Here is an 18862-nt window from a genome sequence, read left to right on the forward strand (position 1 = left end):
TTCGAATGATCTTCCAGCGCGCTCTACGACGCGAACTCCTCAACTCCGCCGGCGCAGTCTTCACCGTCCTGTTCTCGATCACCATCACCGTCATGCTCATACGCATCCTGGGTCAGGCTGCAGGCGGTCAGATCGCGTCACAGGACGTCGTTGCGCTGCTCGGCTTCACGGCATTGAACTACATGCCGGTGCTGCTCATTCTTACCGGCTTCATCTCGGTGCTGCTCGTCGTCACGCGCATGTACCAGGACTCCGAGATGGTGGTCTGGTTCGCGTCAGGCCTCTCGCTCACCGCATGGATACGGCCGGTGCTCGCCTTCGGATTGCCGCTGGTGGGACTGATCACCATCCTCAGCATGGCCGTCACGCCCTGGGCCAACCGCCAGAGCTCGGAATTCCGCCAGCGTTTCGCGCAGCGTGAAGACGTAGCCCGCGTATCGCCGGGACGCTTCCAGGAGTCGTCGGCATCCAATCGCGTGTTTTTCGTTGAAGGCGTTTCCAACGATGCGTCGAATGTGCGCAATGTGTTTATCCGCAGCACCGGCAGCAATGGCAGGCCGAGCGTGATCGTGGCGCGCGAGGGCAGGGTCGAGGTTGACCATAACGGCGACAAGTTCGCAGTGCTTCTCAATGGCAGGCGCTACGATGGCGAGCCTTCCCAAAAGGACTTCCAGTTGATGGAGTTCGAGCGCTATGGCTTGCTGGTGGCGAGCCAGGCGGAAGGCAACGCCGGTGAAACCGCGGCGCGCGCCTTGCCGCTCGGCGCGCTGCTGGCAGCGCCGACCAATCAGAACCTCGGCGAACTGCTGTGGCGCATTGCGCTGCCGTTCATGGGCCTGCTGCTGATCCTGCTTGCGATACCGCTGGGCTTTGTCAATCCGCGCGGCGGGCGCTCGGCCAATCTGCTGCTGGCCCTGTTCCTGTTCGTTGCCTACAGCAACCTGGTCAGCGTGCTGCAGGCGATGGTGGTGCAGGGTCGACTGGCCGTGTCGGTCGGCTGGTGGCCATTGCATGTGCTGGCCGCACTGCTCGTGGCTTTCCTGTTTTCGTGGCGCATCCTGATGAACAACCCGCATCATCCGCTGGTCTACTGGAGCGCATTGAAGCGCGCGCTGTTTCACCGGCGGCCCAAGGCATGAGAATACTGACCCGCTACTTCGCATCCGAGATCATCCGCGCCACGCTCTTTGTGCTGCTGGCTTTTCTCGCGCTGTTCGCCTTCTTCGATCTGATCGGCGAGCTGCAGGCAGTCGGCACGCGCGGCTACCGTCTCGAGCATGCGTTCATCTATGTGCTGTTCAACGTGCCCGGCTATGCGTATGAGCTGATGCCGACGGCCACGCTGATCGGCACCATTTATGTGCTGGCGATGTTTGCCGCGCGCTCCGAGTTCACGATCATGCGCGCCTCGGGCCTGTCGAACCGGCAGGCTGCCGGGCTGCTGCTGCGCATCGGCGTGCTGTTCGCACTGCTGACCTTCGTCATCGGCGAGTACCTGTCGCCGGCAGCGAGCGAATTTGCCGAGAAGCTCAAGCTCTCGGCCAAGGGCGCCTCGCTGTCGCAGGAATTTCGCTCCGGGCTATGGGCCAAGGATGTGATCCGGGCCAATGGCGTGACTGGCGATATCGTTGGCAGTCGCTTTCTGAACGCGCGTGAAATCAAGCCGAACGGCGAGCTCATCGGCTTGCGCATCTATGAATTCGACCGCGCCTTCCACATGACCGCCGACATCGTTGCCGAGCGCGCCACATGGGGCGGCGACCATGCGTGGAAGCTGCAGAACGTCACCGAGAGCCGTTTCCCGCCAGATGCCAAGCGCGGCAATACCGGGCTGCTCGATATCACCGCGGCGGTAGTGACGACGAAGATGGCCGAGCGGCCGCTGGTGTCGGAAATCACGCCAGGCATACTGGCGGTGCTGTTTGCCGACCCGGACCGCATGTCGGCCTCGGGACTGGCGGCTTACACTCGCCATCTCGCGGAAAACAATCAAAGCACCGAGCGCTATGAGATCGCTTACTGGCGCAAGCTGATTTATCCCTTCGCGGTTTTCGTGATGATGGCGGTGGCGCTGCCTTTCGCCTATCTGCATGTGCGTTCGGGTGGCATCAGCGCGAAGATCTTTGTCGGCATCATGATCGGCGTGAGCTTTCAGCTGGTGAACAGCCTGTTTGCGCATATCGGTCTGCTGAAGTCCTGGCCGCCGTTCGCTACCGCTGTGGCGCCGAGCGTGCTGTTCCTGCTTGCCGCGGTATTCGCATTGCAATGGGTGGAGAAGCGATAGATGAAAGCATTGATCCTGTTTGCTCACGGCGCGCGCGATCCGCGCTGGGCTGCGCCGTTCGAGCGGTTGCGCGAGCTGTTGCGTGCGCAGATGCCGGAGAGCCCGGTCGAGCTCGCTTTTCTTGAATTGATGTCGCCGCGCTTGCCCGAGACCGTGGCGCGTCTGGCCGAGGGGGCTTGCGAGCGCATCGATGTGGTGCCGGTGTTCTTTGGCCAGGGCGGCCATGTGCTGCGTGATCTTCCGCCGATGGTCGACGAACTGCGCGCCACGTATCCCGGCATCGATATCAGGGTGGCCCAGGCCGTCGGAGAAAGCCCGGAAGTGCTCGCCGCAATCGCTCGCTATTGCATCGCCAACAGCGAAGCGCCATAAAAAACGCCACCCGTTGGGTGGCGTTGCATTGGTCCGGCGCGGCGTCGGCAGGCGATGAACTTATGGTCCAGGGACGCCGAGCCCGCCGGTTTGAAGGCAATTAGCGGCTGGCTTGAGCCGGCTTGACGACCGGTGCGGCGGCCTGGCGGGTCTGGATGGCGCGGCCGGCATACAGCTGCTCTTCCTGGCCGTCATGCTGACGCTGCACGATGTCGCCGCTGTTGTAGGCGGCAACCAGTTCCTGGCGCACTTCAGCGCGCGTCTTTGCCGAATGGAAGTTGGCGTCCGGAGCGACGAATTCGGTTTGCTGGGCAAAGGCGGAAGCGGAGGCGAGGACAGCGAAAGCGGCGATCAGGTTCTTGGTTTTCATGGTGTTTCTCCGGTGTGAAGGACAGGTGCAGGCGACGGTGTCGCGTTGCTTGTCGAAGCGGCTTGCTGCTGCTCGATCAATGTGGGGCAGTGTACCGATCAACTCTTTCCGGAAAAACAGGGATTGCCGCAATACATCATTTCGGTTTTGGCAATGATGCGCTGCAGCGTCGCACCGAAGTCGATGCGACGCGCATGCCATCGTTACGCTTACCAGCCCGCTGCCGCGCCGTCGCTGCGCGGATCGTTCCCGCCTTCGAGCGTGCCGTCGTTATAGCGCACGATGGCGCCGGCATGGCCCATGGTTTCGTCCCATGCGCCAAGCAGCTCGACTTCATGTCCGAGCGCTTGCAGCGCCGCGACGGTTTCCGGCGCAAAGCGCGACTCCAGCTTCAAGGAGTCGCTGACCTGGCCCCAGGTGCGGCCGAGGAGCCAGCGCGGCGCGCTGATCGCCGCCTGCGGATTCATGCCGAAACTCGCGATGCGCGAGAACACCGCGCTTTGCGACTGCGGTTGTCCATCGCCGCCCATATTGCCGTAGACCATGGTGCGACCGTCGTCGAAGCGGGCCAGCGCCGGGTTCAGCGTATGGAAGGGCTTGCGACCCGGCGTGAGCGGATTGCGCGACTGCGGATCGAGGCTGAAGCTGCAGCCGCGGTTCTGCCAGTTGATGCCCGATTCCGGCAGCACGATGCCGCTGCCGAACTCGTGATAGATGCTCTGGATGAAGCTGACCGCCACGCCATCCTTGTCGATGACGCCCATCCAGATGGTATCCGCCGGGCCGAGGCCCTTGCCCCAGGGCGCAGCGCGCTTCGGATCGAACTTGCTCGCCATCTCATCGAGTTGCGCAGCGTCGAGCAACGACTGCGGATCGATGCTCATGTAAGCGGGGTCGGTAATTTCACGGTCGCGGATGGCGAAGGCGCGCTTGGTGGCTTCCACCGCCGCATGCACGAATTCCGCGCCCATCGGGTCCATGCCTGCGCGCACCAGGCGGTCGAGCTGGCCCAGGATCAGCAGCGACACGACACCTTGCGTCGGCGGCGGCATGTTGTACACGGTGCCCAGGCTGTGACGCAGCGCCAGTGGCGTCTTCCACACCGCGCGGTGGGACTGCAGGTCCGATAGCGCGACCGGACTGCCGGCTTGCGCCAGATCGCGGGCGATGCCTTCGGCCAGTTTGCCGCGGTAGAAATCGTCAAGGCCGGCCTGCGTCAGCCATTCCAGCGTATTTGCCAGACGCGGTTGACGGAACACGCTGCCGACCGTCGGTGCCGTGCCATTTGGGAGGAAGGTTTCTGCGAAGCCCGGGATCGGCGTCAGTTCAGCAAGCTTGCCGGCGCTGCATGCGGCCTGGCTCTTCGTGACCGGGATGCCGTTGCGTGCATAGTCGATCGCATCGCCCAGCAACCGTGACAGCGGCAGCTTGCCGCCCAGTGCTTCACGCGAATAGGAGTAGGCGAGATCCCAGCCGGAAATCGTGCCGGCCACGGTATTGGCCGCGATGCCGCCGCGAAAGGGCAGGCTGGACAGTCCCATTGCGCGGCAGGCGTCGATGCTGACCGACGCAGCCGCGGCGCCGCAACCCTCGATGCCGCGCGGCGCCTCGCCGGGCTTGGCGATCAGCCAGAAACCGTCGCCGCCGATGCTGTTCATGTGCGGATAGACGACGGCAATCGCAGCGGCTGCCGAAATCATCGCCTCGACCGCGTTGCCGCCTTCGCGCAGCACGGCCAGCGCGCTCTGCGCCGCCAGCGCATTCGGCGCGGTAGCCATGCCATGGCGGCCGCGGGCGGGATTCGGTTGTTCGGGGAAACTCATCTGGGGACTCCTTGCTGTGTTGACGGGTTTGACGACGCCTTCATCGTGGCGCGCATGGCGCCATGTCGGTGCCACGTCTGCCATTCGGTTGAATTTTCGGAATGTGCATCAGTTGGAAAGCGGTCGCACCCGAGGTGCTGCACGCGAATGGCAGCCCGGCCTTCGAAATTTCACCGCTCGGCTCATGTCCGGATGGGAGATGGACGACGCAATCTCGTACTTCTCGCGCAAGCACCCTACGCCCGATAAGGAGAAAGGCGCTGGCGAATTGTCGAGGAATGGAATGGAAGCCGAGGCATGTCATGTTCGACCGGGACAAACATTGCTTCTGATGCAAAACTGAAAACGCCGAATGATACCTGAGGGCTGAAAATGGCGATGCCCTCGCATCTTTCAGAAATCGCACCGGCATTTGATTCAACACAACAATAGCGGTTTGTCAACGATATTAAAATGCCAATAAAACTGCTGAGGTCGTAAGGGGAGAGCAACATGCGCATTGCCAGCCTTGCCACTGCCGTCATCCTGGCCTTTTCCGCGAATGTCTATGCAAGTTACATGGATAGCATACGCGCCCGCTGTGAAGCCTATGGAAGCACGCCGGGCACGCGCGATTTCTATCAATGTCTCCATGATTTGACGGCGCAGGAAGGACAGTTAAAAGCCCATCGAAAGCTCGAGCCGTTGCTCGCAGGCTGCAATTCTCTCCAAGCAGGGGTAATGATCGGTCACAGCGCCGATGAAGAGCGTTGGGATTCGAATTCCATGGTCACGCAGCTTTCACCAGTTTCATTTCCCGGGTGTTCGCCCCACATCCAATAGCCTTTGGCGCTTGGCTCACTTATGCCAAAACTCTTTCGCTTGCCATGATTGTTCTGTGTTGTTCTATCGCATCCGCATAAAGTTATTTTGCTGTCGGCAAACTTTACAGTGGTTGTAACAAGGAAAAATTTACGTCGTGCAAGTGTCTGATTCGCAACTAATTATTATTTTGGCATGTTTATTGCTCTGTACACTGGTGCTACATCACACAACCAGGGGGCTAACATCATGTTCAAAAAAATATTGGTTTCGACAATTGCAGCAAGCGCAATGGCTTTGGGCTTTTCCACGGCTCAAGCTACGCCCTTAATGGACTTTGAGGTTTCGGATGGGGGAACGCCTTTCACGGCCGACAAGATTGTTGGTGGTTACCAGGAAATAATTACCCTGAACACCAATGGAACTTTCAACGTTGCGCTCAAGTGGACTGCCGATGGTTTTTACGCTAATGACGGCGCTACGCCGGTAACGAGCAATCTGAAGCAGACCTATAACCTCTACGCTCTGTACACGGCGAGCGGTGTCTATTCCAACAACGGCTTTGGATACAGCTTCGATTTCTCGCCGAATACCGGTAGCCTGGTCATTTATAAAGATCCGACCAAGGACACAGGTTTCACGGCTCCTGCCACGGGAAGCGGAAGTTTCACTACATCCAATTCCAGCGACGATGTGAAACTCGCCGACGGCGTGCCCGTCAGCGGTAGTGGCCTGTTGATCAACCTGGGTAACTCCAATGCGGGTAGCTTCGGCGCCACTCAGGAATTGTCCTTGACGCCTGACGGTGCAAGCTACTTCACGAAGCCAGTTCCGTTCTACGGCCTGACCTTGCAATCCGGACAGTTCAACAGCAACTTCGCTCCTGGTCAAACTGTAGCGGTCAATGGATCGCTCGACGTCACTTTCGATGTGCCTGAACCCGGCATGGTCGGCTTGCTCGGCCTCGGCATGCTGGCCGCCGCAGTCAGCCGTCGCAAGGGCGTCAAGCGCACGTTCGCCTGATCTATCCCATGCTCCAACAAAGCCCGCGATGCCGCGGGCTTTTTTATTGCCTGCGTCTTGCGAGGTCTTTGCTTGCATCGGTTTTGCTTGAGCAGTGTCGCGAAAGACGTGCCCGCCCATCGGCATAATCCTGGAAGTCCAGGCGCGGTTGGATGACGTGACCTTCGAAGAACGTAATCACGGATTCAGGAGCAAGAGCATGCACATCCCTTTCGCATCGCACGAGGAATTCAACAACAAGGCGCAGCGGCTCGCCAAAGGCTTGGGCGTCGATACCGAAAGCGCTGCGGCGCTGATGGCAAAGCTGGCGGGTTATGAATCGGCGGACGAGATACCTGCCAGCGGCAACACTCCCGATGGCCGCCACATCTTCTCCCGCGAGGAGCTCATGGCGCGCCTGCAATCCGAGCGGCCCGACGTGGACAACGAGCGCGCCGGGCGCATCATCGACAGCCTGGCGCTGCCGACACGCGATACCAATCTCGAAGACATACCCGCATCCCCGGACGCCGCGCCGAACATGGGCGGCTGAAATGGGACAGCCCGGGCTTGCCGGGCTGTTTTTGCTGAAACCGATCGGGTTCACCCCGGTCGGGCATTTTCAGTACGCGAAGTAGGGCCCGGTGCCGCCCGACGTGCTTGCTCCCTCGATCGCCGTGAACACATTGCGTCCGAAGAAGAAGGGCAGGCCCCAGTCAAACATGGTGCTTGCCAGTCCCGAGCCGCCGAGTGAGTCGAACGCGGTATTGTTGGTCGAGAACAGGCTTTGCGCATTTGCTACGGTGAAATTGACCGTGCCGCTGGCATTGTTCAAGCCGGTGTTCGTGGCAGTCAGCGTCTGTGACGAAGGCGGACAGTAGAAACCGGAACTGCAGGCCGGAATCGTCGTGTCATTGAAGAAATAACCATTCGACCCGCTGTCGATGAAGGCGCTCCGGAATGTCCGTCCCTTGTAGACAGTGGTAAAGGTGCCGGTGCTTGCGCTGATGGTATAGACGGTGGCATTGCCCAAGCCATTGTTGCCCGCCGTGCCGATGCCGAATACCAGCGTGCCGATTGCCGTGCCGACGGTGCCGCCAGGCAGGCTCGGCATCTTCAGCAGCACGCCGTTGTTGTTGACCGCGAATTTCGCTACCGGGTTGCTGACCTGCTGCGCCGCAGGCACGGCGACACCCTGGCAGGTACTGGAACTGCAGGCATAGTAGACGCCGATGTTCGCGCTCTGCGCGCAGGAACTACCGCAATCCTCGCGCTGCGGGCCGATGCCGATAATGCCGTTGCCGCCGAAGGATTGGACGGTTGCGGCCACAACGCCGGTGCTGGAGCATGCCGACGGAATGTTGGCAAAGTTCGGGTCGGACATGGTTTGCACCGGGAGTGAAGCTGCGGTCTCGCCACCGATGCGAACATCGGCCAGACGCACAGGTCCCCACACCGAGCTGTCAGCGAACTGGGTGCATTCGCCCAAGGCGCCCGCGCTTGTCGATTGCTGTGGCAGCCCAAGCGAAGGGTCGAGCAGCGAGGAGAACACACGGATGCCTGACGAACCCGTGTCGACAATCATGTGATCGATGGTTTGACAGCGGTTCGTGCCCGGCGCGCAAATCGTCACGCTGGTGTACGGCACATTGACCGTATTGCCTGCAGGTCCGGCATCCACGACAACGGACACCGCATTCGCAGCCAAGGCTGTGCCATCTTGCGCGGTGCTGCCACTCGTACCCGAGCCGCTGGTCGGCGTGGTACTGCGCGGGGCCGAGTTCTGAGCAGCGTCGGAGCTGCCGCCGGAACTGCTGCCGGAGTCATTGCCGCCGCCGCCGCAGGCAGCAAGTACGAAAAGCAAGCCAAGACTGGCCGCGGCCAGAGAACGGCGCAAGGCGTTGCCGCCACAGGAAACGCTATTCGAGGTCTTCAATGTTCACTCCTGCTGGTACTGCCTGCGGCAAATAGGCCTTGCCTGCCAGCGCACGCATCCGCCCTTCGGAAAGAATCACAACATTGGGCTTGTTCACTTTCAGCTGACGGCGGCCGATGCGTCCGGAAGCCGCTTCCTGTTGAAAATCACTGAAGTATTGCCCGAGAAGCTGACCGAGGTCAGGCTTGACCGGTCCTTGCCAGGTAACGGCGAAAACCTTGCCGGCATTGTCTGCATATTCGCGCACCGTCGTTCCGGCTTCGGTTTGCATTTCATGGACGGTATAGCTGCCCATACTGCTGCTGCCGCTGGCCTTGGCGCGCATCTGCGTTCGGTCGCTCTGTACGCTGCTGACATCGCCGCCAAGCGCCGCGAAGGACAGGGCCGGTATGCCGAAGAGGAGTAAGGCGAAATATTTGGAGTTCATCCTGTTTCCCTTGAAGCTATGCCTGCCCAAAGAACGTTTTGTCCGTCGAGCAACATTGAGCGAGTCGCGCATTATAGTCACATGATAAGGCGCGTTGAAGTACGTGCGGTTGGAGAGCTGTTCTTTCGTTGATCGTAGTCTTTGCGCCGAAGGGCATGCGGCTTAGTGCAATAGATAGTCCGTTCCAAGATGATTGGCCTTTTGTCCATCGGTTCGGGCCACGCGAGTAGCGAGCAACGCGCTTTGACCAGCGCGATGTGAGAGCCCGTCCGGGATGTTTAAGTTCTGCCAATTTGATCGCTGCGTTAGACGCATTAACACAAGTAGGAAGGACGTACTCGACCGCAGATCGGCCTCGTACGCATGCCGCGCCGAGGGCTGGAACACTGAGGAAGGTTCGAGGCTTGCCTGAGATGGGCAAGCTGATTCAGATGATGTTCGACGGAAGGGGTAGGGCGGTTGAGAGTATATGCATCCACGGTCCACCGTTGCTGTTAGCCCTTCGATACCATAGAACACTGCTGCTTATCGCACTTCTACGTTTTGTTCTGGTTCGGGCTGCCGTGGACGCTGCCTACGTCGTTGAGGCCTTCCAATTTCAGTAAACAACTGCTTCCTTGGTCAACCCCATCAGTGCTAGTTGGTCAGGTAAGGTCATTTGATGACGGAGACATTGTTGTGCGTCGTCTCATATTTCCGGATACGACTTCTTGCAGAAATTGGCCTTAGCACTACAGGTTTTCGCTTTGAGGAATAAAACGGCCGTTCGTCAGCTAGCAATGTCTGGCTTGTATTGCACAAGCGCGGATGCTCATCTGATTTTTTTATCAATTCACTTGCTTGATTAAACAGTATTTCCTGCGTTTAAGCGGTGGCTGGCTTTAACCTCAAGATAGCTTCTTGAAGCATAAGGAGGGCATTCTGGTGACCACGTCTCTTAGACGGCATGGCGTCGTGCATCATCCTGATGAGTAGCCATGTCTGATCACTCAAAACGGCGCCGATGAAACGAATAGCGCTTTCCTGAGAAATCAACTCTTCCAGTTCTAGCATGCGCTTGACTTGAATTTGCTGGCGCAATGTAATAAGGAGCATTTCTTGCCCGTTATGGCGAGGAACCACAATTGCCGGTTTATACCCTCCGGCATTCTTCAATTTTCACCAGATCAGCGGTCATTGAATACTGGCGCAAATTACGCATATCGATCTTATTATTGTTAGGTTGATTTTCGTGCCAAAAAATAGCTAAAGATTGCAGGTCCATGCAATGTCCCTATATTTTCACGGTTTTTCAAAGACGCCGAGAACGGAAGTTCCCCAAGGAAACTTAAAATATTGGCCCATCGGAGACTCGGCAGAAAATATCTTTGAAAGGAGAAAGTTTACCCAGCGACTGGGAGCGGCATGCTCCTTTTGAACTGCATTCTCTACTTCTTCTTTTGAAAGATTCTTGGGCTTCGTTTTGCGGGATAACCAATACAGTGGACTTAAGAAAAACATGAAATATCGGGCATCGATAAGGTTGAATCCAGTGAGCTTTGCTAACCTGCCATAATCCGATATGTTATATCGCCTTAGGTGGTTGGAATAATCGTCATTGTAAGACCAGAAATACATTAGAGCCGGTGTCGTAACGATCAATAAGCCGCCAGGCTTAAGGCTTTCATATGCTTGTTTGAGTATGGAAATATCGTCAGGGCAATGTTCTATCACATCAAGCAAAAATATGACATCCCATTTCTCTTTCCAGTTTGTCGCCATTAAATCAACTTGATATAAGCTTGCTTCTTTCGGAAGAATTTTGCGTGCTCCAATAAGAGCTACTTCAGAGGAATCCCCTAAAGCAATTTCTTCAAAATTATGTGGAAATTTCTCGGAAAGATATTTTACCCAACCGCCGACCCCGCCACCTAAATCGATTGCGGTTTTGTGTGATTCTTTCAGATGCTTTTTTAAGGAGCCGAGTAAGAATTTATGCCGTCCAACATACCAAAAATGTTTGGATTGCATATTAAGTAGCGTCGTAAAACCTGACTCTTGATATTCTTCGTTCCTATGTGCTACAGGGGTTTCTGGCCGGTATATTCCGTCTTTGTCGAGAGTGTAGCTCATTCTTTTCTATGGATAAAATTGCCAAATGGTGAGCCGAGAATAATGCCAGACCATCGGTGAGAGTGCAATATGGAGTTTTTTTGCAAGTTCGAGATTTTATGGGCCTTCTTACACGACTTCATAAACTCATACTTTAACGTAGACAAATTTCGATGCCTTGGTCGCAATTCCTTATGTGATTTTCGACTTGCCGATCATTTATGCAAAAGAATCGTTCGGACCGGTGTGGTCCAGGTCTCGAGCATTTCCATCTTGCAATGAAATGCCCGCGCTTCCATTAACTGCCTCTGCTTTTCAGATAAATCGCTTCGCAAGCGCGGAACTTCGGTCGCGCCCCTTTCAGCTACATGCGCCAGAGCTGCCTCATGCACTTTACGCGGGAATGGCATCCACTCTGCAGCCCAATCACGAGACGTCGAGTGAAACTCATGGACTGTAAAACCGTACCCTACAGGTTGCAACAGAGCGGTGAACGTCATGTCTCTGTATGCCGCCTGTTTATCATTTGCAATGATGAGTTCAAACCCGTTGCCGCACTGAGCTTACAGAATTCGGAGGGTATGAGAAGAGAGTGGAATTCCGTGTTTCAGTTGGTGCTATCGCTCCACACAGCTATCAGGAAAAGGCTGCTTGGCAGATCTGTCGAAGAAGGTTCATGACGGTGACTTCCCCGGAAGACGATAGACGTAGGCTCAGAAGCGACGGCAAGCGAAAGCCAGCCGGCGCTGAAAGCCATGAAATCCATCAACCGGCCTGACCACTCCCGAAGGCAACACCAAGATATCCTCCACCGCGTGCCGGGTTGGCGAGCCCGAAAGCTTGATAAGGCAATCAAAGAGCCGAACCGAAAATTTCACGAGTAGCACGATTCGAGATTGTTTTAATGATCAGAAGGACAGCCTTACGCTAATCGGACGGAGATTGCCCCACACCGCCTGCACCGCGTTCTTATTCGGGGGTCAATCTGTGAGCAGGAAAGAAAAGCGGCCCGAAAGCCGCGTGTTCGTTGGAATGTTGGCGGAAGCGGTGAGATTCGAACTCACGAACGGGTCACCCCGTCGCCAGTTTTCAAGACTGGTGCCTTCAACCACTCGGCCACGCTTCCCTTGGGGAACGGCGATTATGCCATCGAGAAGCATCCTGCGCAAAGCGCCGGCTGGTGCGGCGACGGGAACCATCGCCGGTGAAAACCATCCATTCTATTTTTACAACTGAAAAAGGATGGCCATGAAAAAGATCGGTTTATTGGCATTACCCCTGTTTTTCAGCGCCGCTGCTGCGTTTGCACAGAACGCGCCGACCAGCGGCATCAGCGAGAGCACGGATCCGTCCAAGGTCACTGAGGTAGAGCGCCGTGCGCAAGAGCTCCAGAGCAGTCAGAGCGGTACCAGCGGAGCGTCGGCAAGCGGAAAATCGATGTCGGGAACCGAGCACCGGGCACGTCATGGTGCGCATCACAAGCCTCATCACATGCATCACGGCGCTGATCAGAGTGGCGGCGCAATGCAGGGGCAGGGCGGATCGGGATCTTCGCAGAAATAAACCAATCGCCAGGCCGAAACCTGGCGATGAACACTGCCGTTGCGGCAGCGACCTCGCGCCTTCATGCGCGCGGGTTGTCGGAACGCTCGCGCTGCCCGTCCTTTTGCTGATGCGTTTCGCTTACCTTGTCGCCGATCTGCTCAATCATCTTCTGCGTTTCCTGCTCCGCAGGCCCTTTCTCGCCGCTTCCGATATCAGCTTCGGTCGGCAAATGCGTTTCTTTCTGCTGCATGAAGTGCTCCTGTTCGTCAACCGTACTCAATTTCAGATGGGTGCCGGAAGGCTTTAGTTCTGTGATCGCGCGAAAAATTGAATGGCATGTCACTTCCCGCGCAACGATGGCGCTCTTCGTGCCGATGTGCCCGCCGGTAGCGGGCGAGCAGCATGTAATTGCTGTTCTGCAATGTATTCGCCACGTACCCTGCGCTGCTGAGGTATGATCCGCGTGCTAAAAAATTGCCAAGTAAGGAGAATGCGATGAGAGGAGCAAACGATTTCGGCAAGCTGGTGTTGCGCGCCTGCCTGGCGATCCTGATACTTTTTCACGGCGTCTCGAAGCTCATCAATGGCGTCGATCCGGTCCTTGGCATGCTGGCCAAGGCGGGCTTGCCGGGGGCATTGGCTTACCTGGTGTATATCGGAGAGATCCTGGCGCCGCTGTGCGTGTTGTTTGGTATCTGGACGCGGCTGGCAGCGGGCATCATCGTGATCAATATGCTGACTGCACTGTGGCTGGCGCATACCAGCCAATTCTTCGCTATCGGAAAAACCGGTGGTTGGGCGCTCGAACTGCAGGGGTTTTATTTATTTACCGCGCTTGCGCTGATCTTTCTTGGCGCCGGCCGATACAGTGTCGGCGGCGCCAGCGGTCGGTGGAATTGAGGGCCTTGGCTCGCCAAGATTTCAGTTCAGTGAATTGAAGGCGGTGGAAATGCCTTGCGAGCCGATCGTGGAGCCATAGCCGTCACGGTGAGCGTCGCCGAGAAGATGGCTGACGCTCGTGCGGACCTCGCGCAGTTGTTCCGCCTTTGCCAGTCTTACCAGCGCCAGCAAAGACTGCCGATACAGGTGCGCCTCACGCATGCTCAAATCGCCGGCGGCAGCAACGAGTTGACTGATGGCCTGCTCGGTGTCGCGTATCGTTTCCATATCGGTTCCGTCTGGGAAGGGGCTGAGGTAGAGGCTCGATTCTTGGGCAAATCCGGCGAAAAATGCTTGAGCGAAATCAACCGAAATTTATCCACAGGAAAAATGCTGAAAAATAGCATCATTTTCTTGTCGAAAACAAAACCATTCCTTGCGTCTAAGCTAGCCGGTGCGGTGGCACGCGGTTTGCTAAACGCTTAACATGTCCGTCTACGCTTCTGGAGAAAGCCATGAATCAAACGCTGCGCGAGCTCGTCTGCGCAATGCCGAAAGCCGAATTGCACATGCATATCGAAGGCTCGCTGGAACCCGAGCTGATGTTCGAGATGGCGGAACGCAACGGCATACGGCTGCCCTATGCGTCGGTCGATGAGCTGCGGCGTGCCTATGCCTTCACCGATCTGCAATCCTTCCTCGATATTTATTACGCCGGCGCCAGTGTGCTGCAAACCGAGCGCGACTTCTATGACATGACACGCGCTTATCTCGAACGTGCGCATGCCGACAATGTGCGCCACACCGAGATCTTCTTCGATCCGCAAACCCACACCGCGCGCGGCATCCCGATGGGCGTCGTCATCGATGGCATACACCGCGCGCTGCAGGATGCGCAGCGCGAATGGGGCATGACCGCCGCCTTGATCCTGTGCTTTCTGCGCCATCTGTCCGAGGAGGAGGCTTTCGCCACTCTGGAGCAGGCGCTGCCGTTCCGCGATCGTTTCATCGGCGTTGGCCTCGACTCTTCCGAGCGCGGCCATCCGCCGGAGAAATTTGCGCGGGTATTCGCCCGCTGCCGCGAACTCGGGCTGCACCTGGTGGCGCATGCCGGCGAGGAAGGCCCGCCAGAGTACATCCGCACCGCGCTCGATGTGCTGCATGTCGAACGCATCGATCATGGCGTGCGCTGCCTCGAGGATGCCGAGCTGACGCGTCGCGTCGCGAAAGAGGGAATTGCGTTGACGGTATGCCCGCTGTCGAACGTGAAGCTGCGCGTATTCGACCAGATCCATGACCACAACATGCTGGAGTTGCTCGATGCCGGCCTCGCGGCCACGGTGAACTCGGACGACCCGGCCTATTTCGGCGGCTATGTGAATGACAACTTCGTCGCGCTGTTCGATTCACTGCCGCTGACCCGCGAGCATGCGCAGCGCCTGGCTCGCAACAGCTTCGCCGCGTCTTTCCTTGACGAAGCCACGCGCGAACGCTATCTGAAGGAGGTCGACACCTTCTTTGCGTCGGCCTGAGCGTCTTGCGGCCACTCGCGGGCCGCGAGAGGCGCGACAGGCATGTTTTGATACGGATCGATCATGGTTGATACCTTGTCCACCGCCGCGCTTGCCGGCGGACTTTCCTGGGCCAGCGGCCTGCGCCTGTACATGAGCGTGTTCCTGGCGGGTTGCCTGGCGCGTTTCGGCTGGCTCGATCTGCCGCCCGGCCTGCAGGTGCTGGAGACGCCGTGGGTGCTCGGGGTTTCCGGCGCGCTGATGGTGATCGAATTCCTGGCCGACAAGGTGCCCGGCTTCGATTCGGCCTGGGATGCGGTGCATACCTTCATTCGCATTCCCGCCGGCGCCATCCTTTCGGTGGCTGCGCTCGGCAAGATGGATCCTTCCTGGACCACGGTCGCTGCGCTGCTCGGCGGCAGCCTGGCGGCCAGCGCGCATTTCACCAAGGCCGGCAGCCGTGCGCTGATCAATACCTCGCCGGAACCCTTCAGCAACTGGGCCGCGTCGTTTTCCGAGGAAGCCGCCGTTGCCGGCGGACTCTGGGCCGCTTTCTTCCATCCCTGGCTGTGGTTCGTGCTGCTGGGTGTTTTCCTCATCTTCGCGCTGTGGCTGCTGCCCAAGCTGTGGCGCGGCATGCGCTGGCTGGTGCGCAAGTTCGTCACATGATCCTCGCGCAAGCCTTGCGCATGACCCGGCGCGACTGGCGCGCCGGCGAGCTGCGTTTTCTCCTGGTAGCGCTGACCGTGGCGGTAGCGGCGCTGTGCTCGGTCGGCTTCTTCGTCGACCGGATGAAGAGCGGCATGGCACGCGATGCGAATGCGCTGCTTGCCGCCGACCTGGTGCTGCGCGCCGATGGGCCGCTCGACGCTTCCTGGCGGGAAAAGGCCGAGGCGCTGCGCCTGGCCACGGCCGACACCGCGGTCTTTCCCAGCATGGCCAGCAGCGGCGGCGCAGGCAGTGTGCCAGCGACTACCGGACTGGTGTCGATGAAGGCGGTGTCGCCGAGCTACCCGCTGCGCGGCCAGATGAAGCTGTTTCGCGGCGATGATGCCGTGCCGTCCAAGGGCACGCCGGCGCCGGGCACGGTGTGGGTCGATGCCAATCTGCTGGCGGCGCGCAGCCTGACGGTTGGCGATGCGATCAAGCTCGGCGAGCGCAGTTTTCGCATTGCCGCGGCGATCGCCATCGAGCCGGACCGCGGCGCCGCCTTCATGAATTTCGCGCCGCGGGTCATGCTGGCCGCATCCGATCTGCCTTCGACCGGGCTGGTGCAATTCGGCTCGCGCATCACCTACCGGCTGCTGTTGTCCGGACCGCCTGAAGCGATCACTTCTTACCAGCACTGGGCGGAAGAGCGCATCGCCGCGCAAAAGCTGCGCGGCATTCAGCTCGAATCGCTCGAATCAGGACGCCCGGAGATGCGCGCGACCCTGGAACGCGGCGAGCGCTTCCTGTCCCTGGTGGGCTTGCTGTCGGCGATGCTGGCTGCGGTGGCGATCGCGATCGCGGCGCGACGCTATCTGCTGCGCCATCTCGATGCCTGCGCGATGATGCGCTGCCTGGGCCTGACCCAGTCCGAATTGACGCGCATGGTGCTGATCGAATTCCTGCTGGTCGGCGTGGCCGGTAGTCTGGCCGGCGTGCTGGTCGGTTTCGGCGCGCATTACCTGCTGCTGGTCTGGCTCGGGCAGCTGGTGTCGGCCGATCTGCCGGCGCCCGGCTTCGCGCCGGCGCTGCAGGGTCTGGCTTTCGGCCTGCTGCTGCTGACCGGTTTCGCGTTGCCGCCGGTGCTGCAATTGCGCGGGGTGCCGCACAACCGTGTGATCCGGCGCGAAACGCCGCCGCCGCGTCCCGCCACGCTGGCGACTTACGGTCTCGGGCTGGCGGTGTTCGTGTTGCTGTTGCTGTGGCAGGCGCGCGATCTGCGCCTGGGACTGTTGACCGCCGGCGGCTTTCTCGGCGCGCTGGTGCTGTTTGCCCTGGTCGCCTGGCTCGGCCTGCGCGCGCTGCGGCTGCTGCGGGAAGCGTCCAGTCATACCGCATGGCGATTTGCGCTGGCGGCGCTGCAGCGGCGTCCCGGCGCGACCATCCTGCAGGTGGTGGCGCTGTCGCTCGGCCTGATGGCCTTGCTGCTGCTGACCGTGGTGCGCGGCCAGCTGATCGACGCCTGGCGCGCGGCGACGCCGCCGGATGCGCCGAATCAGTTCGTGCTGAACATCCAGACTGACCAGAAACCGGCTTTTGCCGCGCTGCTGGCCCGCGCCGGAGTGACGGACGCGCCGCTGTATCCGATGGTGCGCGGCCGCCTGACGCGCATCAATGACGCCGATATCACCGGCGAAAGCTTCATCGAGGACCGCGCCAAGCGGCTGGTGGAGCGAGAATTCAATCTGTCCGCGGTCGCCGCGCTGCCGCCGAGCAATGAAGTCGTCGCCGGCAAATGGCTGGACGACAGCAAGCCGCAGGCTTCGGTGGAAATCGGCCTGGCGAAGACGCTCAACATCCGCGTCGGTGACCGCCTGCGTTTCGATGTGGCGGGGGAAACCGTCGATGCCGAGGTGACCAGCCTGCGCAAGCTGGAATGGGGTTCGTTCCGCGTGAATTTCTTTGTGCTGCTGAACCCGGCGCTGTTGACCGATCTGCCGCAGACCTGGATCACCGCTTTCCGCCTGCCGCCGGGCAAGGAAGCGCTGATCGGCGAGATGGTGCGGGATTTCCCGAATCTGACCGTCGTCGATGTTGGCGCGGTGCTGCGGCAAATTCAAGGCGTGGTCGACCAGGTAGTGCGGGCAGTGGAATTCCTGTTCCTGTTCACGCTGGCTTCAGGCGTGCTGGTGCTGTACGCGGCGCTGGCCGGCACCCATGACGAACGCATCCGCGAAGCCGGACTGCTGCGTGCGCTCGGCGCCACGCGGCGTCAGTTGTCGCGCGCGCAGTGGCTTGAGTTCGCGCTGGTCGGCAGCCTTTCCGGCTTTCTTGCCGCGACCGGGGCGGCGGCGACCGGTTGGGCGCTGGCGCAGTATGTGTTCGACTTTCCATGGCATTTCAGCCCGCTGGTCTGGCTGGCCGGCATGGCGGTTGGTGCTGCCTGCGCGCTCATCGGCGGCTGGGCCGGGCTGCGCAATGTGCTGCGCCAGCCGCCGTTGCAGACGCTGCGTAATGCGTAGGTTGGGCTGAAAAGCCCAACATTCAGCGCCTGCGGGCCGCGAGCATGTTGGGCTTTCTTCGTCAGCCCGACCTACGGGAAGCGCAGCAGGCCCTATGCAAAACTCCCCTTGTCCAAACGTCCTCAAAGTCCGATTCCCGCCCACGCCTGCGCTATCATTGCGCCCCATGACTGACGAACACACCCCCACGCTTTTCGACATCATCGGCGGCGAAGCCCGCCTGCGCGAATTGGTCGACCGCTTCTACGACCTGATGGAACTCGAACCCGAATTCGCCGAGCTGCGCGCGATGCATCCGCCAACCACCGAAGGCTCGCGCGACAAGCTGTTCTGGTTCCTGTGCGGCTGGAGCGGCGGCCCGGACCACTACATTTCCCGCTTCGGCCATCCTCGGCTGCGCGCACGCCATCTGCCGTTTTCCATCGCTACCCGGGAGCGCGACCAGTGGCTGCGCTGCATGGCCATGGCCATGCACGAGATCGGCCTGGACCGCAGCCTGCAGGAGCGATTGCTCCATTCCTTCTTCCAGACCGCCGACTGGATGCGCAACACCCACGGCTGACACCATGACGACCTTTCAGCTCACCCTGCTGCTCGCGGCAGCAGCGGCGATCATCGGCCTGCAGGTCTTGCTACTGCTGCAGGGCCGAC

General features: G+C 59.5%; 22 protein-coding genes and 1 tRNA gene. 12 read left to right on the forward strand and 11 right to left on the reverse strand.

Annotation, left to right across the window (positions count from 1 at the left end):
* Window positions 1–5 precede the first annotated feature (5 nt).
* From lptF to JJB74_RS06285, 3 genes are read left to right on the forward strand one after another with little or no spacing between them, the layout of a single operon-like run.
* A complete protein-coding gene (gene lptF, locus JJB74_RS06275; protein ID WP_200590976.1) occupies window positions 6–1139 on the forward strand; it encodes an LPS export ABC transporter permease LptF in 1134 nt (377 codons plus the stop codon).
* A complete protein-coding gene (gene lptG, locus JJB74_RS06280; protein WP_200590977.1) occupies window positions 1136–2284 on the forward strand; it encodes an LPS export ABC transporter permease LptG in 1149 nt (382 codons plus the stop codon). The genes lptF and lptG overlap by 4 nt, the downstream gene beginning before the upstream one ends.
* On the forward strand, window positions 2285–2656 hold the full coding sequence (locus JJB74_RS06285) for a sirohydrochlorin chelatase (RefSeq protein WP_200590978.1): 372 nt from the start codon (window positions 2285–2287) through the stop codon (window positions 2654–2656).
* A gap of 100 nt (window positions 2657–2756) precedes the next feature.
* On the opposite strand, the gene JJB74_RS06290 is transcribed toward JJB74_RS06285, so the two are convergent.
* From JJB74_RS06290 to JJB74_RS06300, 3 genes are all read right to left on the reverse strand, one after another.
* Window positions 2757–3026 carry a DUF4148 domain-containing protein gene (locus JJB74_RS06290; RefSeq protein WP_200590979.1) on the reverse strand — a complete coding sequence of 90 codons (270 nt, stop codon included), beginning with the start codon at window positions 3024–3026 and terminating at the stop codon, window positions 2757–2759.
* Between the two features lie 209 nt (window positions 3027–3235).
* Window positions 3236–4849, reverse strand: a complete 1614-nt coding sequence (locus tag JJB74_RS06295) for a gamma-glutamyltransferase family protein (protein ID WP_234484007.1) — start codon at window positions 4847–4849, stop codon at window positions 3236–3238.
* Between the two features lie 236 nt (window positions 4850–5085).
* Window positions 5086–5343: a hypothetical protein gene (locus JJB74_RS06300; protein WP_200590980.1), complete on the reverse strand. Its 258-nt coding sequence runs from the start codon at window positions 5341–5343 to the stop codon at window positions 5086–5088.
* Here JJB74_RS06300 and JJB74_RS06305 point away from each other — a divergent pair.
* The 3 genes from JJB74_RS06305 (at window position 5342) to JJB74_RS06315 (ending at window position 7205) form a co-directional block, all read left to right on the forward strand.
* Window positions 5342–5671, forward strand: coding sequence for a hypothetical protein (locus JJB74_RS06305; RefSeq protein ID WP_200590981.1), 330 nt, complete (start codon window positions 5342–5344; stop codon window positions 5669–5671). The genes JJB74_RS06300 and JJB74_RS06305 overlap by 2 nt on opposite strands.
* A 228-nt stretch (window positions 5672–5899) precedes the next feature.
* Window positions 5900–6673, forward strand: a complete 774-nt coding sequence (pepA, locus tag JJB74_RS06310) for a flocculation-associated PEP-CTERM protein PepA (RefSeq protein ID WP_200590982.1) — start codon at window positions 5900–5902, stop codon at window positions 6671–6673.
* A gap of 199 nt (window positions 6674–6872) precedes the next feature.
* Window positions 6873–7205, forward strand: a complete 333-nt coding sequence (locus tag JJB74_RS06315) for a hypothetical protein (protein ID WP_200590983.1) — start codon at window positions 6873–6875, stop codon at window positions 7203–7205.
* A 69-nt stretch (window positions 7206–7274) separates the two neighbouring features.
* Here JJB74_RS06315 and JJB74_RS06320 read toward each other — a convergent pair whose 3' ends face one another.
* The 6 genes from JJB74_RS06320 to JJB74_RS06345 form a co-directional block, all read right to left on the reverse strand.
* Entirely contained in the window at window positions 7275–8588 is a 1314-nt protein-coding gene (locus JJB74_RS06320) for a DUF3443 domain-containing protein (RefSeq protein WP_200590984.1), read from the reverse strand.
* On the reverse strand, window positions 8572–9087 hold the full coding sequence (locus tag JJB74_RS06325; RefSeq protein ID WP_200590985.1) for a DUF2844 domain-containing protein: 516 nt from the start codon (window positions 9085–9087) through the stop codon (window positions 8572–8574). Before JJB74_RS06325 ends, JJB74_RS06320 begins: the two co-directional genes overlap by 17 nt.
* A gap of 792 nt (window positions 9088–9879) precedes the next feature.
* On the reverse strand, window positions 9880–10170 hold the full coding sequence (locus JJB74_RS06330; RefSeq protein ID WP_200590986.1) for a hypothetical protein: 291 nt from the start codon (window positions 10168–10170) through the stop codon (window positions 9880–9882).
* Window positions 10171–10296: 126 nt separating this feature from the next.
* A complete protein-coding gene (locus tag JJB74_RS06335; protein WP_200590987.1) occupies window positions 10297–11127 on the reverse strand; it encodes a class I SAM-dependent methyltransferase in 831 nt (276 codons plus the stop codon).
* 194 nt (window positions 11128–11321) lie between these two features.
* Complete coding sequence (locus JJB74_RS06340) at window positions 11322–11606, reverse strand: integrase (RefSeq protein WP_200590988.1); 285 nt, start codon at window positions 11604–11606, stop codon at window positions 11322–11324.
* 536 nt (window positions 11607–12142) lie between these two features.
* A tRNA-Ser gene (locus JJB74_RS06345) sits at window positions 12143–12232 on the reverse strand.
* A gap of 122 nt (window positions 12233–12354) precedes the next feature.
* On the opposite strand from JJB74_RS06345, the gene JJB74_RS06350 reads away from it, so the two are divergent.
* The gene (locus JJB74_RS06350; RefSeq protein ID WP_200590989.1) at window positions 12355–12669 is read left to right on the forward strand and encodes a hypothetical protein; all 315 of its coding nucleotides are present in this window, start codon (window positions 12355–12357) and stop codon (window positions 12667–12669) included.
* A gap of 61 nt (window positions 12670–12730) precedes the next feature.
* Here JJB74_RS06350 and JJB74_RS06355 read toward each other — a convergent pair whose 3' ends face one another.
* Entirely contained in the window at window positions 12731–12901 is a 171-nt protein-coding gene (locus JJB74_RS06355) for a hypothetical protein (RefSeq protein WP_200590990.1), read from the reverse strand.
* A gap of 245 nt (window positions 12902–13146) precedes the next feature.
* Here JJB74_RS06355 and JJB74_RS06360 point away from each other — a divergent pair, with 245 nt between their 5' ends.
* The gene (locus tag JJB74_RS06360) at window positions 13147–13551 is read left to right on the forward strand and encodes a DoxX family protein (protein WP_200591372.1); all 405 of its coding nucleotides are present in this window, start codon (window positions 13147–13149) and stop codon (window positions 13549–13551) included.
* Between the two features lie 21 nt (window positions 13552–13572).
* On the opposite strand, the gene JJB74_RS06365 is transcribed toward JJB74_RS06360, so the two are convergent.
* Window positions 13573–13818 (reverse strand): hypothetical protein, encoded by a 246-nt coding sequence (locus JJB74_RS06365; RefSeq protein ID WP_200590991.1) that lies wholly within the window; start codon window positions 13816–13818, stop codon window positions 13573–13575.
* A gap of 227 nt (window positions 13819–14045) precedes the next feature.
* Here JJB74_RS06365 and JJB74_RS06370 point away from each other — a divergent pair, with 227 nt between their 5' ends.
* From JJB74_RS06370 to JJB74_RS06385, 4 genes are all read left to right on the forward strand, one after another.
* Entirely contained in the window at window positions 14046–15062 is a 1017-nt protein-coding gene (locus JJB74_RS06370; protein WP_200590992.1) for an adenosine deaminase, read from the forward strand.
* 63 nt (window positions 15063–15125) lie between these two features.
* Window positions 15126–15710 carry a DUF4126 domain-containing protein gene (locus tag JJB74_RS06375; protein WP_200590993.1) on the forward strand — a complete coding sequence of 195 codons (585 nt, stop codon included), beginning with the start codon at window positions 15126–15128 and terminating at the stop codon, window positions 15708–15710.
* Window positions 15710–18211 (forward strand): ABC transporter permease, encoded by a 2502-nt coding sequence (locus tag JJB74_RS06380; RefSeq protein ID WP_325170109.1) that lies wholly within the window; start codon window positions 15710–15712, stop codon window positions 18209–18211. The genes JJB74_RS06375 and JJB74_RS06380 overlap by 1 nt, the downstream gene beginning before the upstream one ends.
* A 166-nt stretch (window positions 18212–18377) precedes the next feature.
* Entirely contained in the window at window positions 18378–18773 is a 396-nt protein-coding gene (locus tag JJB74_RS06385) for a group II truncated hemoglobin (RefSeq protein WP_407672279.1), read from the forward strand.
* Window positions 18774–18862: the final 89 nt, after the last annotated feature.

The sequence above is a fragment of the Noviherbaspirillum pedocola genome, assembly GCF_016632335.1.
GTDB classification, from domain to species: domain Bacteria; phylum Pseudomonadota; class Gammaproteobacteria; order Burkholderiales; family Burkholderiaceae_D; genus Noviherbaspirillum_A; species Noviherbaspirillum_A pedocola.

Coding starts and splice junctions, on each gene's coding strand:
- JJB74_RS06360 (WP_200591372.1), top strand. CDS start 13,147: ATGAGAGGAGCAAACGATTTCGGCAAGCTGGTGTTGCGCGCCTGCCTG.
- JJB74_RS06385 (WP_407672279.1), top strand. CDS start 18,378: ATGACTGACGAACACACCCCCACGCTTTTCGACATCATCGGCGGCGAA.
- lptF (WP_200590976.1), top strand. CDS start 6: ATGATCTTCCAGCGCGCTCTACGACGCGAACTCCTCAACTCCGCCGGC.
- JJB74_RS06290 (WP_200590979.1), bottom strand. CDS start 3,026: ATGAAAACCAAGAACCTGATCGCCGCTTTCGCTGTCCTCGCCTCCGCT.
- JJB74_RS06340 (WP_200590988.1), bottom strand. CDS start 11,606: ATGACGTTCACCGCTCTGTTGCAACCTGTAGGGTACGGTTTTACAGTC.
- JJB74_RS06355 (WP_200590990.1), bottom strand. CDS start 12,901: ATGCAGCAGAAAGAAACGCATTTGCCGACCGAAGCTGATATCGGAAGC.
- JJB74_RS06300 (WP_200590980.1), bottom strand. CDS start 5,343: ATGTTGCTCTCCCCTTACGACCTCAGCAGTTTTATTGGCATTTTAATA.
- JJB74_RS06325 (WP_200590985.1), bottom strand. CDS start 9,087: ATGCGCGACTCGCTCAATGTTGCTCGACGGACAAAACGTTCTTTGGGC.
- lptG (WP_200590977.1), top strand. CDS start 1,136: ATGAGAATACTGACCCGCTACTTCGCATCCGAGATCATCCGCGCCACG.
- JJB74_RS06350 (WP_200590989.1), top strand. CDS start 12,355: ATGAAAAAGATCGGTTTATTGGCATTACCCCTGTTTTTCAGCGCCGCT.
- JJB74_RS06295 (WP_234484007.1), bottom strand. CDS start 4,849: ATGAGTTTCCCCGAACAACCGAATCCCGCCCGCGGCCGCCATGGCATG.
- JJB74_RS06315 (WP_200590983.1), top strand. CDS start 6,873: ATGCACATCCCTTTCGCATCGCACGAGGAATTCAACAACAAGGCGCAG.
- JJB74_RS06285 (WP_200590978.1), top strand. CDS start 2,285: ATGAAAGCATTGATCCTGTTTGCTCACGGCGCGCGCGATCCGCGCTGG.
- JJB74_RS06335 (WP_200590987.1), bottom strand. CDS start 11,127: ATGAGCTACACTCTCGACAAAGACGGAATATACCGGCCAGAAACCCCT.
- JJB74_RS06365 (WP_200590991.1), bottom strand. CDS start 13,818: ATGGAAACGATACGCGACACCGAGCAGGCCATCAGTCAACTCGTTGCT.
- JJB74_RS06305 (WP_200590981.1), top strand. CDS start 5,342: ATGCGCATTGCCAGCCTTGCCACTGCCGTCATCCTGGCCTTTTCCGCG.
- JJB74_RS06375 (WP_200590993.1), top strand. CDS start 15,126: ATGGTTGATACCTTGTCCACCGCCGCGCTTGCCGGCGGACTTTCCTGG.
- JJB74_RS06370 (WP_200590992.1), top strand. CDS start 14,046: ATGAATCAAACGCTGCGCGAGCTCGTCTGCGCAATGCCGAAAGCCGAA.
- pepA (WP_200590982.1), top strand. CDS start 5,900: ATGTTCAAAAAAATATTGGTTTCGACAATTGCAGCAAGCGCAATGGCT.